The organism is Pseudomonas sp. 06C 126, from assembly GCF_001855215.1.
Classification (GTDB): Bacteria; Pseudomonadota; Gammaproteobacteria; order Pseudomonadales; family Pseudomonadaceae; genus Aquipseudomonas; species Aquipseudomonas proteolytica.
The window spans coordinates 74,105-87,350 of record NZ_MIFU01000002.1; the positions used below are offsets into that span (position 1 = coordinate 74,105).

Consider the following 13,246-nt stretch of genomic DNA (forward strand, 5'->3'; position numbering starts at 1 on the left):
ACTGCTGACATAAAGCGCCCAAGGCCGCAGCAGCGCTTGTTCAGAAACATGACAGGTAAACGCGTATTTGAGAGTGTTCTCACATCCGAGGCGAACAAACCCTGACGAACTTGCGTGAGGGAATTGTTCATTACCGCTATAATCGCCGACTTTTCGTCAGGCTATACGATTTCAGACATGAGCCAATCCAGCGACCTTATTCAATCCGCACAACGCACCATCCGCCTCGAGCTTGAAGCCGTAGAAGGCTTGCTGGCCCATATCGACGCAGATTTCGTACGCGCCTGCGAGATGATCCTGGCCAGCAAAGGCCGGGTTGTCGTGGTCGGCATGGGCAAGTCTGGCCATGTCGGCAACAAGATTGCCGCCACCCTGGCCAGCACCGGCACCACGGCGTTTTTCGTGCACCCGGCCGAAGCCAGCCATGGCGACATGGGCATGATCACCCGTGATGACGTGATTGTGGCCCTGTCCAACTCCGGCACCACCAACGAAATCGTGACCCTGCTGCCGCTGATCAAACGCCTGGGCATCAAGCTGATCAGCATGACCGGCAACCCGGACTCGACGCTGGCCAAGGCCGCCGAAGTGAACCTGAATGTGCATGTGGCGCACGAGGCCTGCCCGCTCAACCTGGCGCCGACCTCTTCCACCACCGCCGCCCTAGTCATGGGCGACGCGCTGGCCGTGGCCCTGCTGGAAGCCCGCGGCTTTACCGCCGAAGACTTCGCCTTTTCCCACCCAGGTGGCGCCCTTGGCCGTCGCCTGTTGCTGAAAGTGGAAAATGTGATGCATGCCGGCGACGAACTGCCCCAGGTACAGCGCGGCACCCTGCTCAAGGACGCGCTGATGGAAATGACCCGCAAGGGCCTGGGCATGACCGTGATTCTGGAGGCCGACGGCCGCCTGGCCGGGGTCTTCACCGACGGCGACCTGCGCCGCACCCTGGATCGCGCCATTGATATCCATACCGCGATCATCGATCAGGTCATGACCCCTCATGGCAAGACCGCCCGCGCCGAAATGCTCGCCGCCGAAGCCCTGAAGATCATGGAAGACCACAAAATCGGCGCCCTGGTGGTGGTCGACGATGCCGATCATCCGATTGGCGCCCTGAATATGCACGATTTGCTGCGCGCAGGAGTGATGTAAATGAACACCGACCTGTTGCAACGGGGCAAGGCCATCAAGCTGGCGATTTTCGACGTCGATGGCGTACTGACTGACGGCCGCCTGTACTTCCTCGAAGATGGCAGCGAATTCAAGACGTTCAATACGCTGGACGGCCAGGGCATCAAGATGCTGATGGCCTCTGGCGTGCAGACTGCGATTATCAGTGGTCGCAAGACCCCGGTCGTGGAACGCCGCGCACAAAACCTGGGGATTCCTTACCTCTATCAGGGCCGCGAGGATAAACTGGTGGTTCTGGATGAGCTTCTTGGCAAACTCAACCTAAGCTATGAGCAAGTCGCCTATCTGGGCGATGACTTGCCTGACCTGCCGGTGATCCGGCGCGTGGGCCTGGGCATGGCCGTGGCCAATGCCGCATCGTTTGTTCGCGAACACGCCCACGGCATTACCCAGGCCCGTGGCGGCGAAGGTGCCGCCCGCGAGTTCTGCGAGCTGATCCTGCGCGCCCAGGGCAGCCTTGAAGCGGCCCACGCCGCCTACCTATAGAGCCTTCTATGCTGAGCAAAAAGATTCGCAACTTCCTGATATTCGGAGCCATTGCCGCACTGTTCCTCGCGGTGGGCTACTGGAATATCAGCCCGGAGCGCTTCCTCGATCAGCCTGTCGTGCAGGCCGACCAGGGCGCCATCGACTATTACGCCACCAACGCCTACAGCGTGCAGTTCCTGCCTGACGGCAAGGTGCAGTACGAAATGACGTCGGACAAGGTCGAACACTTGAAGGCTTCGGAGGTCACATTGCTGACCAACCCGGACCTGAATCTGTATCGCGGCACCGAATTCCCGTGGCACGTCACCAGCAAGCGTGGCGAGGTCAACCCGGACGGTACCGAAGTGGAACTGATCGACTCGGTGCGCGTTGCGCGTACTGACGCCCAGAACCGCGACACCATCATTACCAGCAGTCGCATGACCGTATTCCCACAGAAGCAATATGCGCAGACCGAGCAAGACGTTAGAATCGACGGCGCTGGCGGTGTATCGACTGGCAAGGGAATGAAAGCGTATTTGAAAGAAAGCAGGATACACCTGCTATCGAACGTAAGAGGACAGTATGAGGCTCGTTAAAACCCTCCCTATTTTGCTCGGTCTGGGCGCAGCACTGGGAAGCGTGAGCGCCTGGGCTCTGCCGAACGATAGCCAGCAACCGATCCACATTCAGGCTGACGATGCGCAACTGGATGACAAGCAAGGTATCGCGACCTACAAGGGCGACGTAATCATCACTCAAGGTTCGATGAAGATTACCGGCAATACCGTCACCCTGACCCGCACCCCGGCCGGCGACATTGACGTCGTGACCTCGGTGGGCAACCTTGCCTATTTCGAACAGAAGCAAAACGCCGCCGATCCAGGCCCGATCAAAGGCTACGGCGTAACCATCCAGTACCACGCGCCGCAGAACCGCATCGTACTGACTGACCGCGCCAAAGTGATCAGCAGCGACGGCAACTCGACCGAAGGCGAGAAAATCGTCTACGACACCGTCAAGCAGGTCGCCACTGCTGGCCGCGCCAATGGCACCAAGGTCACCGCGCCACGTCCGCGCATTGACATGGTTATCCAGCCGAAGAAGAAGGCCCAGTAATGGCAACCCTGAAAGCCCAGCATCTGGCCAAGGCCTATAAAAGCCGTCAGGTCGTGCGCGACGTCAGCCTGTCGATCGACAGCGGCCAGATCGTCGGCCTGCTTGGCCCCAACGGTGCCGGCAAGACCACCTGTTTCTACATGATTGTGGGCTTGGTCCAGGCAGACCAGGGCCGTGTATTGATCGATGACCTGGACGTGAGCCACCAGCCAATGCACGGTCGTGCACGGGCCGGTATCGGCTATCTCCCCCAGGAGGCGTCGATCTTCCGCAAGCTGTCAGTGTCCGACAACATCATGGCGATCCTTGAGACCCGCAAGGAACTGGATCGCGATGGGCGCCGCCAGGAGCTGGAAAGCCTGCTGCAGGAGTTCCACATCAACCACATTCGCGACAACCTCGGCATGAGCCTTTCCGGCGGCGAACGTCGCCGCGTGGAAATCGCCCGCGCCCTGGCCACTGCACCGAAGTTCATCCTGCTGGACGAACCCTTCGCCGGTGTCGACCCGATTTCGGTAGGCGACATCAAGCAGATCATCCATCACCTCAAGGCCAAGGGGATCGGCGTGCTGATCACCGACCACAACGTGCGTGAGACCCTGGATATCTGTGAAACCGCCTACATCGTAAACGACGGCCAACTGATTGCCGAAGGCGACTCCGCCACCATCCTGGCCAACGAACTGGTCAAGGAAGTGTATCTGGGGCACGAGTTCCGCCTGTAACCACTGTGATGTCAGGACATTCGCCATCGGGCGCGGGAGTCAATAAAAACCTCATTATTTTTATTGTTACCGCGCTCTAGGCAAAGCCCCCGATATCAGGCATATAATTTGCTTATGTTTGGCGCTCACGCGCCCTGTCGTGGATGGCGCATTGCGCCGGCGAATAAGGTGTTAAGCCCCTGCCATGAAACCATCGCTAGTCCTGAGAATGGGCCAGCAGCTGACGATGACACCGCAGCTGCAACAGGCCATCCGCCTGCTCCAATTGTCGACCCTGGACCTGCAACAGGAAATCCAGGAGGCCCTGGAGTCCAACCCGATGCTCGAACGCCAGGAAGAAGGCGACGACTTCGATAATGCCGACCCACTGGCCGACAACATAGAGCAAAAACCCAATCCCGACGTCCAGGAACCGTCCTACCAGGAAGCCGCCCCCACGGTGGATAACCTGGAAGAAGGCGAATGGAACGAACGCATTCCCAATGAACTGCCCGTGGACACGGCCTGGGAAGATGTCTACCAGACCAGCGCCAGCAGCCTGCCCAGCAACGACGATGACGAGTGGGACTTCACCACCCGCACCTCCGTTGGCGAGAGTCTGCAGAGCCATCTGCTGTGGCAACTGAACCTTGCCCCGATGTCCGACACCGATCGCCTGATCGCCGTGACCCTGATCGATTGCATCAATAATCAGGGCTACCTGGACGAGACCCTTGAGGAAATCCTCGAGGCCTTCGACCCGGAACTGGACATCGAGCTGGACGAAATCGAAGCGGTGCTGCACCGCATCCAGCAGTTCGAGCCTGCCGGCATTGGCGCGCGCAATCTCAGCGAGTGCCTGTTGCTGCAACTGCGCCAGCTACCCGCCAAGACCCCGTGGCTGACCGAGGCCCAACGCCTGGTCACCGACTACATCGACCTGCTGGGCAGCCGCGACTACAGCCAGTTGATGCGCCGGATGAAGCTCAAGGAAGATGACCTGCGCCAGATCATCGAGCTGGTACAGAGCCTCAACCCGCGCCCCGGCTCGCAGATCGAGTCCAGCGAAGCCGAATATGTCGTGCCTGACGTGATCGTGCGCAAGGACAACGAGCGCTGGCTGGTAGAACTGAACCAGGAATCGGTGCCACGCCTGCGGGTCAACCCGCAATACGCCGGGTTCGTGCGCCGGGCCGATACCAGTGCCGACAACACCTTCATGCGCAACCAGTTGCAGGAAGCGCGCTGGTTCATCAAGAGCCTGCAAAGCCGCAACGAGACCCTGATGAAGGTAGCCACCCAGATCGTCGAGCATCAGCGCGGCTTCCTGGAGTACGGCGACGAGGCGATGAAGCCGTTGGTACTGCATGATATTGCCGAAGCCGTTGGCATGCATGAGTCGACCATTTCCCGGGTAACCACCCAGAAATTCATGCATACCCCACGGGGTATATATGAGCTGAAATACTTTTTCTCCAGCCACGTCAGCACCTCCGAAGGCGGCGAATGCTCGTCCACGGCGATCCGCGCGATCATCAAAAAACTGGTTGCCGCGGAAAATCAGAAAAAGCCGTTGAGTGACAGCAAGATCGCTGGTTTACTGGAGGCACAAGGCATTCAGGTCGCCCGTCGAACCGTCGCCAAGTACCGCGAGTCCCTTGGGATCGCGCCTTCCAGCGAGCGTAAGCGGTTGATGTGACGGGCGGGCCACAGCGTTCCAGTGGCGGGTATTCCTACCCGCCGCTTTATGCACTGGCAACGAAGGAGAAGCTGTATGCAAGTCAACATCAGTGGACACCAACTGGAAGTGACCGAACCGCTGCGCGCCTACATCAGCGAGAAACTCAAACGAATTGAGGGGCATTTCGACAAGATCACCAATGTGCAAGTCATCATGTCTGTCGAAAAGCTGAAGCAGAAAATCGAAGCCACCTTGCGTATACCCGGCGGGGAAGTAGTCGCCAATGCAGAGCATGCAGATATGTATGCCGCTATTGACGACCTGACCGACAAGCTGGATCGCCAAATCAAAAAGCATAAGGAAAAGCAGCAGAGCCTTCTTCAAGGCACAGGCCGCTAACACTCCCCACCCATGATTCGACTTGAAACCATCCTGACCCCCGGCCGTTCCCTCGTGAACGCGCCGGGCGGCAGTAAAAAGAAAGCCCTCGAACAGATTGCCAACCTGATCAGCCGCGAAGTGCCTGAACTGGTGATGCAAGACGTGTACGAGGCCCTGATTGCCCGTGAAAAACTCGGCTCGACCGGTTTTGGCAACGGCATCGCTATTCCTCATTGCCGCCTCAAGGGCTGTGAAACTCCGGTAAGCGCCCTGTTACACCTGGACGCCCCCACTGATTTCGACGCCATCGATGGCGCCCCGGTTGACCTGCTGTTTGTCCTGCTGGTCCCGGAGGCCGCTACCGATGCGCACCTGGAACTGCTCCGGCAGATCGCCAGCATGCTCGACCGTGAAGAAGTACGTAAGAAACTGCGTAGCGCCAGCACCAATGAAGCGCTGTATCAGGTTGTCCTGGATGAGCAAAGCGGGCAGTAATCATGCGTTTGATCATCGTCAGCGGGCGTTCCGGCTCAGGTAAAAGTACTGCCCTCAACGTGCTTGAGGACAACGGTTTTTATTGCATCGACAACTTGCCGGCGGGCCTGTTGCCCGAGTTGGCCGAACGCGCGCTGATCCATACCGAGCTGGCGCAACCGCTGGTGGCGGTATCGATTGACGCCCGCAACCTGCCCAGCCACCTCACGCGATTCCCGGAATTGCTTGAAGAGGTACGCGCCAAGCATATCCATTGCGACGTGCTGTACCTGGATGCCGACGAAGAAACGCTGCTCAAGCGCTTCTCGGAAACCCGTCGCCGCCACCCGCTTAGTAGCTCGAACCGCTCGCTGGCGGAAGCCATCGAGGACGAGACCAAGCTGCTGGGGCCGATCATTGATTTGGCCGACCTCAAGATCAACACCACCAGCCTGAACCTTTACCAACTGCGTGACGCCATCAAGCTGCGCCTGCTGAACCAGCCAGAGCCCGGCACGGCATTCCTGGTTGAATCCTTTGGTTTCAAGCGGGGCATGCCGATAGACGCCGACCTGGTATTTGACGTGCGCTGCCTACCCAACCCTTACTGGAAGCCGGAACTGCGCGATCAGTCAGGGCTGGACCAACCGGTTGCCGAGTACCTGGCGGCTCAACCGGATGTCGAAGATATGTTCCAGGATATCTCCAGCTACCTGCTCAAGTGGCTACCGCGCTTTGCCGCCAGTAACCGGGCTTATGTCACCATCGCTATCGGCTGTACCGGCGGGCACCACCGCTCCGTCTACCTGACCGAGCGCCTGGGCCAGGTCTTGCAGAAAACCCTCAAGAATGTCCAGGTTCGCCACCGCGACCTTAGCTGAAAGGAACACCTTCGCGATGCCCGCTCTGGAAATTGAAATCATCAACAAACTGGGCTTGCACGCCCGCGCGTCGGCCAAATTTGTCGGGGTTGCGGGCAAGTATCCTTGCCAGGTCCGGGCCGGACGTACGCCAGAATCCATGGTCGACGGCAAAAGCATCATGGCGATGATGATGCTGGCTGCCGGCAAAGGCACCACGATTCATCTGAAGACCGAAGGTGAGCAGGAACAGGAAGCGCTGGATGCGCTGGTGAAGTTGATCAACAACTACTTCGATGAAGGCGAATAGCCCTTTGCCCAACATAAATCCCATGTGTACGGGCTTGTGTGGGAGCTGGCTTGCCTGCGATAGCTGTGGATCAGCCAACATTTTTATCGACTAATACACCGCTATCGCCGACAAGCCAGCGCCTACATTGGTTTTGCGCTAAAAGTCAGCCCAGCGCTGTATCCATCGCCATCATCAGGCAAAACCCGATGCATAGCCCCAGGCTCGCCAGCTTGTCATGGCCATTACGCCGCGACTCGGGAATGACCTCATGAGTCACCACCAATAACATCGCCCCAGCCGCCAGGGCCAGGCCCAGGGGCAACAGCATTTCGGCCAGGCTGACCAGCCAGGCACAGAGCACGGCAAACACCGGTTCCACCAGCCCGGATGCAGCGCCGATCAGGAATGCCTTGACCCGCGACATCCCCGCCCCTGCCAGCACCAATGCAATCACCAGCCCCTCGGGCACATCCTGCAACGCGATACCCATGGCCAGGCTATCGGCATCGGGCATACCGCCACCCGCCGAGACACCTACCGCCATGCCTTCGGGAATGTTGTGGGCAATGATGGCAAACACAAATAGCCAGATGCGCGGTGGGATCACTGGTTTGTCAGGCGTGCCGACCAGCATTTCCGGGCTGGCACCGGAGACCTTGCGGTCCACCAGGAACAAACCGAATGCGCCCAGCATGATGCCAAAACTGATCAACCCGCTGGAGGCCCAGGGCGTCAGCCCCAGGTTTTCGGCAGCAGCGATTCCCGGCACGACCAGCGAAAACGCCGTCGCCGCCAGCATCACCCCGGCGCCAAACCCCAGTAATGTATCGCTGACCGCCAGCGGCATCCGCCGGATCACCAGCACCGGCACCGCACCCAATGCCGTGCCTAGGGCACAGATTGCACCACCTTGCAGGGCGCGCAGGATGCGCGGTTCCAGGTCCAGCCAGGCCAGCCCGTGGGCCACCAGCAATGCAGTTCCCGCCAATAGCAGCAGCGAGCCAAACGCATAGCGGAACATTCGCACGCTGCTGATCGCCAGTGTTTCAGTGCCCATAGTCGGCCTTAGGTCTTGTTATGAGAGGGCATTAAGCCAGTGCAGCCTGGTAGCGCTCAGCGACTTCCGGCCAGTTGATAACACTGTAGAAGGCGTTGATGTACTCAGGGCGACGGTTTTGATAGAGCAGATAGTAGGCGTGCTCCCAGACGTCCAGGCCGAGGATCGGCGTATTGCCGTTCATCAATGGGCTGTCCTGGTTGCCACTGCTTTCGACGACAAGGGTCTTTTGCGGGGTGACGCTCAGCCAGGCCCAACCACTGCCAAAGCGAGTCAGCGCGGCCTTGGTGAATGCATCCTTGAATGCGTCAAAACCACCCAGCTGCGCGTCAATCGCCTGACCCAGGGCGCCCTCGGGCTTACCACCACCCTTGGGCGACATGACCGCCCAGAACAACGAATGGTTGGCATGCCCACCGCCTTGGTTGATCACTGCCGCACGCAGTTTTTCCGGTAGTTGCTGGACGCTGGAGACCAGTTTTTCTACCGGCCAGCCTGCAAACTCGGTGCCTTCGACGGCAGCATTGAGGTTATTGATATAGGTCTGGTGGTGCTTGGTGTAGTGGATTTCCATGGTTTGCGCATCGATATGCGGCTCCAGGGCATCGTAGGCGTAGGGCAAGGCAGGCAAGGTGTAGGACATATCAATGTGCTCCATAAAAAGGGCTGTTGCGGGTCGGCGTATCCGTCTGCGCCGTATTGCTGCCCAGCAAGCGATGGGTACGGGGGTACTCGCCGTGATCGCTGATGAAATTCAACAGTTCGACGTAGGTCTTGCTGCTCTGGCGCAAGGCCGCCTCGCGCAAGGCTTGAGGCAGCCGGGTGTCCTGCATCGTCTGCAGCAAGCGCTGGTGAATGGCGCAGAGGTATTCGGCGCTTTCCTCAGGCTGATTCAGGCGCAGGTGCAGGTCCGCCAGGTTGTGGTGGGAAATAACGCAAGCTGCCACAGCCTCGTCGGCATCACCCCAGCGCTCAAACAACACTTGGGCCAGGGCCAGGGCCTGCAGGTAATGCTCGCGGGCATCCACCAGTTCGCCCTGCATAAAGCAGCGATTGGCCCGTTCGATCGTGCGTTTCCAGTGCTCCATGGTGAGCCTCCAAAGCAGGGTCGGTAATTACACGCCACCCGCCGTGAGCTTTTCCGGGTCCAGCAGGACTTCCAGTTGGCTGCGCGGCAAGTCGGTGTGCTCGAGCGCCACATCAATCACCGGCCGGCCTTGTTGGTAGGCTTTCTTGGCGATTTCAGCGGCCTTTTGGTAACCAATGATCGGGTTGAGTGCAGTGACCAGGATCGGGTTGCGCGACAGCGCTTCCTTGAGCTTGGGTTCGTTGACCTTGAAGCTGGCGATGGCCTTGTCCGCCAGCAGGCGGCTGGAGTTGGCCAGCAACTCCAGGCTGCCGAGCAGGCTCTGGGCGATGATCGGCAGCATCACGTTGAGTTCGAAGTTGCCGGACTGGCCTGCGATGGTGATTACGCTGTCATTGCCGATAACCTGCGCTGCAACCATCGCGGTGGCCTCCGGGATCACCGGGTTGACCTTGCCGGGCATGATCGACGACCCCGGCTGCAGGCCTTCGAGCTCGATTTCACCAAGGCCTGCCAGTGGGCCGGAGTTCATCCAGCGCAGGTCGTTGGCGATTTTCATCAGTGTTACGGCAATGGCTTTGAGTTGGCCGGAAACGGCAACGGCAGTGTCCTGGGAGCCAATCAAGGCGAACAGGTTCTTGCCCGGTGTGAACTGCACCTGGGTCAGACGGCTCAGTTGCTGGCTGAAACGTGCAGCGAATTCTGGGTGTGCATTGATCCCGGTCCCAACCGCGGTGCCGCCCTGAGCCAGGGCTTGCAGACTTGGCAACAGGCCTTGCAGGTGACCGATATTGGCCTTGAGTTGCTGCGCCCAACCCTCCAGGACCTGGCTCATGCGCACCGGCATGGCATCCATGAGGTGCGTACGCCCGGTCTTGATGAACGGATGGACTTCAACCGCCTTGCGCTCGATCACTTCAACCAAGTGCAGCAACGCCGGCAAAGTCTGCTCATGCAGCACCAGCGCGGCGCTGACATGGATGGTGGTCGGGATGATGTCGTTGCTGCTCTGCCCGCAGTTGACGTGGTCGTTCGGGTTGACCGCCTCGCCCAGCAGGCGGCTGGCCAGGGTCGCGATCACTTCGTTGGCGTTCATGTTGGAACTGGTGCCGGAACCGGTTTGGAAAATATCCACCGGGAAATGCTGCATGAAGTCGCCTCCCAGCAAGCCCTGGGCGGCCTCGACGATGGCTTTGCCCTGGCCTTCGCTGATCTGCTTGAGGTCGACATTGGCCTTGGCAGCCGCAGCCTTGGCCAGGATCAGGGCGCGAATGAACTGGGTCGGCATGCGTTGGTGGCTGATCGGGAAGTTGTTCACCGCACGCTGAGTCTGGGCGCCATACAAAGCTTCTGCGGGTACTTGCAACTCGCCCATGCTGTCGCGTTCGATACGGGTATTACTCATCGGAAGATCCTTGCACCAAGTCGGAGTGAGAAATAGACGGCAACAATTCACAGGTCGCCAATTGCCAGGCAAAGGTCTGCCAGCGCTTGAGGCGGCAGGCACAGTGAGAGAGGTTTTCCAGGTCGCGTAGCGGGCGCCAGGCCTGGTCCAGGCACGTGGACCGCCAATGCCAGGGCAAGGCGATATCGGTGGCGGTATCGATCAACAGGCGAAACGAGGTCTCAGCGATGGTCCACGGGTGCGTGGCCGTGCAGCAGGCCAGATAACGCCCTTCGTTTAGGTAATGTTCGATCAGGCGTGGCTCGTCAGGGTTGAGCCCACAGCGAATCTGGCGACTCATCCAGCGCCAGCTTTCCAGGTAGGGATCCTCGTGCAGGACAGAACTCATGATCCAAGCTCACTCGATAATGATATTTATTATTAAATGATATTGAGAATCAAAACAAGCCATTGAACTTATAGCTTTGTCGGCCTTGTGAGATTCCAGGCAAAAAAAAGCGCCACCCTTGGGGTGGCGCTGCTGTGTAAGGAATAGTGTTTAGCTGCCGGCAACGGTCATCCGTTCGATCAGCACCGAACCGGTGCGGATATTGCTGCGCAGTTCCAGATCGTTACCCACGGCGACGATCTGCTTGAACATATCGCGCATATTGCCGGCGATGGTCACTTCCTGGACGGCGAACTGGATTTCACCATTCTCCACCCAGAAACCCGCCGCGCCTCGGGAATAATCACCCGTCACCATGTTCAAGCCGTGCCCCATCAACTCGGTCACCAGCAAGCCACGACCCATGCGCCGCAGCAGCGCCGCCTGGTCTTCATCGCCATGGGTCACGAACAGGTTGTGAACGCCACCGGAGTTCGCGGTACTGGGCAAACCAAGCTTGCGCCCGGCGTAGGTGCCGAGCACGTAGGACACCAGCTCACCATTTTCGACAAACGGCTTGGCGTAGGTCGCCAGGCCATCACCATCAAAGGCCGAGCTACCCATGGCGCGCATCAGGTGCGGACGTTCATCCAGGGTCAGCCACTCAGGAAACAACTTCTGCCCCATCGCCCCCTCAAGGAACGACGACTTGCGGTACAGGTTCCCCCCGGAAATCGCCCCCAGGAAGCTACCGAACAGACCGCCGGCCAACTCCGCCGAAAACAGCACCGGCACTTCGCAAGTCGGCACCGGGCGCGCGCCCAGGCGGCTCGCGGCCCGTTGCGCAGCGCGCTGGCCAATGCTCACCGGATCCGCCAGCAACTCACCCTGGCGGCTTACGTCATACCAGTAGTCACGCTGCATCTGGCCATCGGCCTCGGCGATCATCACGCAGCTCAAGCTATGGCGTGTCGACGCATAGCCGCCGATAAAGCCATGACTGTTGCCATACACACGGCAACCCTGATGAGTGCTCAGGGTAGTGCCATCGGCATTCTTGATCCGGCTATCGGTATCGAATGCCGCAGCTTCGCAGGCCAGGGCCTTTTCGATGGCCTGCTCGGGAGTGATATCCCAGGCGTGATACAGATCGAAATCTTTCAGGTCGCGCGCCATCAAGGCCGCATCCGCCAAACCGGACGCCTCGTCTTCGGAGGTGTGCTTGGCAATTGCCAGGGCGGCAGCAACGGTTTCGCGAATGGCTTCCGGACCGCTGGCCGAGGTACTGGCCGACCCCTTGCGCTGCCCTACATACAAGGTGATGCCAAAACCCTGGTCACGGTTGAACTCAACGGTTTCCACTTCCCGCTGGCGCACCGAAGTCGACAAGCCCTGCTCCAGCGACACCGCCACTTCACAGGCACTGGCACCCTGGCGCTTGGCCTCGGCAATGATCTGCTCAACTTGTTCCTGCAGTGCCGGTAACGCTTGTGGACCGACGCTTTGGGCTGCACTCATGGTTTTCTCCACTCAAATTCTGCTTTCGGTTAAGGCCATCGAGCGACCGGGCCGGACAAGCGGCCCCCGACTGGTTATCATGGCGGCGTTTCTTTGCGGACTGCCACCATGGTTGATTCTTACGACGACTCCCTCGATGGGGAGAAAAGCAAAACCCAGGTCAAACGCGAGCTGCATGCTCTGGTTGATCTCGGCGAGCGCCTTACAACACTCAAGCCGGACTTGATTGCCAAACTGCCATTGACCGACGAAATGCGCCGGGCCCTGGCAGATGCACCCAAGCACACCGCGAACATCGCGCGTAAACGGCACATCATGTTTATCGGCAAGCTGATGCGCGACCAGGACACTGACGCCATTCTGACTTTGCTCGACCAACTCGATGCTTCCACCCGCCAGTACAACGAACGCTTCCATAACCTGGAGCGTTGGCGCGACCGCCTGATCGGCGGTGACGACGCTGTATTGGAGAAGTTCGTCCTGGACTATCCGGATGCCGACCGCCAGCAACTGCGCTCCCTGATCCGTCAGGCCCAGCACGAACTGGCACAGAACAAGGCGCCGGCCACCAGCCGTAAAATCTTCAAGTACATCCGTGAGCTGGACGAGACTCAACGCGGCCTGCGCTGATCCTCTTCCCCG

The 13,246-nt window shown here is 59.3% G+C and carries 17 protein-coding genes; 11 read left to right on the forward strand and 6 right to left on the reverse strand.

The genetic code is table 11. From position 1 onward, the window contains the following. Positions 1-177: 177 nt before the first annotated feature. The 10 genes from BHC62_RS02105 to BHC62_RS02150 all read left to right on the forward strand — a co-directional run bounded on the left by BHC62_RS02105 (position 178) and on the right by BHC62_RS02150 (position 7,188). Positions 178-1,152 carry a KpsF/GutQ family sugar-phosphate isomerase gene (locus BHC62_RS02105; RefSeq protein WP_070994103.1) on the forward strand — a complete coding sequence of 325 codons (975 nt, stop codon included), beginning with the start codon at positions 178-180 and terminating at the stop codon, positions 1,150-1,152. Next, a complete protein-coding gene (locus BHC62_RS02110) occupies positions 1,153-1,677 on the forward strand; it encodes an HAD family hydrolase (RefSeq protein ID WP_029291786.1) in 525 nt (174 codons plus the stop codon). It begins immediately after the preceding gene. 8 nt (positions 1,678-1,685) lie between these two features. Beyond that, entirely contained in the window at positions 1,686-2,258 is a 573-nt protein-coding gene (gene lptC, locus BHC62_RS02115; protein WP_029291788.1) for an LPS export ABC transporter periplasmic protein LptC, read from the forward strand. Next, positions 2,245-2,778 carry a lipopolysaccharide transport periplasmic protein LptA gene (gene lptA / locus BHC62_RS02120; protein WP_029291790.1) on the forward strand — a complete coding sequence of 178 codons (534 nt, stop codon included), beginning with the start codon at positions 2,245-2,247 and terminating at the stop codon, positions 2,776-2,778. The genes lptC and lptA overlap by 14 nt, the downstream gene beginning before the upstream one ends. Further along, positions 2,778-3,503: an LPS export ABC transporter ATP-binding protein gene (gene lptB / locus BHC62_RS02125; protein ID WP_029291791.1), complete on the forward strand. Its 726-nt coding sequence runs from the start codon at positions 2,778-2,780 to the stop codon at positions 3,501-3,503. Before lptA ends, lptB begins: the two co-directional genes overlap by 1 nt. A 184-nt stretch (positions 3,504-3,687) precedes the next feature. After that, positions 3,688-5,181, forward strand: a complete 1,494-nt coding sequence (locus BHC62_RS02130) for an RNA polymerase factor sigma-54 (RefSeq protein WP_029291792.1) — start codon at positions 3,688-3,690, stop codon at positions 5,179-5,181. Between the two features lie 75 nt (positions 5,182-5,256). After that, the gene (gene hpf / locus BHC62_RS02135; RefSeq protein WP_029291794.1) at positions 5,257-5,562 is read left to right on the forward strand and encodes a ribosome hibernation-promoting factor, HPF/YfiA family; all 306 of its coding nucleotides are present in this window, start codon (positions 5,257-5,259) and stop codon (positions 5,560-5,562) included. Positions 5,563-5,574: 12 nt separating this feature from the next. Continuing rightward, positions 5,575-6,039: a PTS IIA-like nitrogen regulatory protein PtsN gene (gene ptsN / locus BHC62_RS02140; protein ID WP_029291796.1), complete on the forward strand. Its 465-nt coding sequence runs from the start codon at positions 5,575-5,577 to the stop codon at positions 6,037-6,039. A gap of 2 nt (positions 6,040-6,041) precedes the next feature. Next, positions 6,042-6,899 carry an RNase adapter RapZ gene (gene rapZ / locus BHC62_RS02145; RefSeq protein ID WP_029291798.1) on the forward strand — a complete coding sequence of 286 codons (858 nt, stop codon included), beginning with the start codon at positions 6,042-6,044 and terminating at the stop codon, positions 6,897-6,899. Between the two features lie 16 nt (positions 6,900-6,915). After that, the gene (locus tag BHC62_RS02150; protein ID WP_070994104.1) at positions 6,916-7,188 is read left to right on the forward strand and encodes an HPr family phosphocarrier protein; all 273 of its coding nucleotides are present in this window, start codon (positions 6,916-6,918) and stop codon (positions 7,186-7,188) included. A 145-nt stretch (positions 7,189-7,333) separates the two neighbouring features. On the opposite strand, the gene BHC62_RS02155 is transcribed toward BHC62_RS02150, so the two are convergent. The 6 genes from BHC62_RS02155 to pmbA all read right to left on the reverse strand — a co-directional run bounded on the left by BHC62_RS02155 (position 7,334) and on the right by pmbA (position 12,604). After that, on the reverse strand, positions 7,334-8,227 hold the full coding sequence (locus BHC62_RS02155; protein ID WP_029291803.1) for a ZIP family metal transporter: 894 nt from the start codon (positions 8,225-8,227) through the stop codon (positions 7,334-7,336). A 31-nt stretch (positions 8,228-8,258) separates the two neighbouring features. Next, positions 8,259-8,870, reverse strand: a complete 612-nt coding sequence (locus tag BHC62_RS02160) for a superoxide dismutase (RefSeq protein WP_029291805.1) — start codon at positions 8,868-8,870, stop codon at positions 8,259-8,261. Between the two features lies 1 nt (position 8,871). After that, on the reverse strand, positions 8,872-9,315 hold the full coding sequence (locus BHC62_RS02165; protein WP_029291807.1) for a hypothetical protein: 444 nt from the start codon (positions 9,313-9,315) through the stop codon (positions 8,872-8,874). Positions 9,316-9,342: 27 nt separating this feature from the next. Further along, entirely contained in the window at positions 9,343-10,719 is a 1,377-nt protein-coding gene (locus tag BHC62_RS02170; RefSeq protein ID WP_070994105.1) for a lyase family protein, read from the reverse strand. Further along, positions 10,712-11,107, reverse strand: coding sequence for a hypothetical protein (locus BHC62_RS02175; RefSeq protein WP_029291811.1), 396 nt, complete (start codon positions 11,105-11,107; stop codon positions 10,712-10,714). The genes BHC62_RS02170 and BHC62_RS02175 overlap by 8 nt, the downstream gene beginning before the upstream one ends. A gap of 150 nt (positions 11,108-11,257) precedes the next feature. Then, positions 11,258-12,604 (reverse strand): metalloprotease PmbA, encoded by a 1,347-nt coding sequence (pmbA, locus tag BHC62_RS02180; RefSeq protein ID WP_070994106.1) that lies wholly within the window; start codon positions 12,602-12,604, stop codon positions 11,258-11,260. Positions 12,605-12,712: 108 nt separating this feature from the next. On the opposite strand from pmbA, the gene yjgA reads away from it, so the two are divergent. Further along, positions 12,713-13,234, forward strand: a complete 522-nt coding sequence (yjgA, locus tag BHC62_RS02185) for a ribosome biogenesis factor YjgA (RefSeq protein WP_029291815.1) — start codon at positions 12,713-12,715, stop codon at positions 13,232-13,234. The last annotated feature ends 12 nt before the right edge of the window (positions 13,235-13,246 follow it).

Bases quoted from the DNA above. Each gene is read 5' to 3' on its own strand.
- BHC62_RS02105 (WP_070994103.1), top strand. From the start codon at position 178: ATGAGCCAATCCAGCGACCTTATTCAATCCGCACAACGCACCATCCGC.
- BHC62_RS02160 (WP_029291805.1), bottom strand. From the start codon at position 8,870: ATGTCCTACACCTTGCCTGCCTTGCCCTACGCCTACGATGCCCTGGAG.
- lptB (WP_029291791.1), top strand. From the start codon at position 2,778: ATGGCAACCCTGAAAGCCCAGCATCTGGCCAAGGCCTATAAAAGCCGT.
- lptA (WP_029291790.1), top strand. From the start codon at position 2,245: ATGAGGCTCGTTAAAACCCTCCCTATTTTGCTCGGTCTGGGCGCAGCA.
- BHC62_RS02130 (WP_029291792.1), top strand. From the start codon at position 3,688: ATGAAACCATCGCTAGTCCTGAGAATGGGCCAGCAGCTGACGATGACA.
- pmbA (WP_070994106.1), bottom strand. From the start codon at position 12,604: ATGAGTGCAGCCCAAAGCGTCGGTCCACAAGCGTTACCGGCACTGCAG.
- lptC (WP_029291788.1), top strand. From the start codon at position 1,686: ATGCTGAGCAAAAAGATTCGCAACTTCCTGATATTCGGAGCCATTGCC.
- BHC62_RS02110 (WP_029291786.1), top strand. From the start codon at position 1,153: ATGAACACCGACCTGTTGCAACGGGGCAAGGCCATCAAGCTGGCGATT.
- BHC62_RS02175 (WP_029291811.1), bottom strand. From the start codon at position 11,107: ATGAGTTCTGTCCTGCACGAGGATCCCTACCTGGAAAGCTGGCGCTGG.
- ptsN (WP_029291796.1), top strand. From the start codon at position 5,575: ATGATTCGACTTGAAACCATCCTGACCCCCGGCCGTTCCCTCGTGAAC.
- hpf (WP_029291794.1), top strand. From the start codon at position 5,257: ATGCAAGTCAACATCAGTGGACACCAACTGGAAGTGACCGAACCGCTG.
- yjgA (WP_029291815.1), top strand. From the start codon at position 12,713: ATGGTTGATTCTTACGACGACTCCCTCGATGGGGAGAAAAGCAAAACC.
- BHC62_RS02155 (WP_029291803.1), bottom strand. From the start codon at position 8,227: ATGGGCACTGAAACACTGGCGATCAGCAGCGTGCGAATGTTCCGCTAT.
- rapZ (WP_029291798.1), top strand. From the start codon at position 6,042: ATGCGTTTGATCATCGTCAGCGGGCGTTCCGGCTCAGGTAAAAGTACT.
- BHC62_RS02150 (WP_070994104.1), top strand. From the start codon at position 6,916: ATGCCCGCTCTGGAAATTGAAATCATCAACAAACTGGGCTTGCACGCC.
- BHC62_RS02170 (WP_070994105.1), bottom strand. From the start codon at position 10,719: ATGAGTAATACCCGTATCGAACGCGACAGCATGGGCGAGTTGCAAGTA.
- BHC62_RS02165 (WP_029291807.1), bottom strand. From the start codon at position 9,315: ATGGAGCACTGGAAACGCACGATCGAACGGGCCAATCGCTGCTTTATG.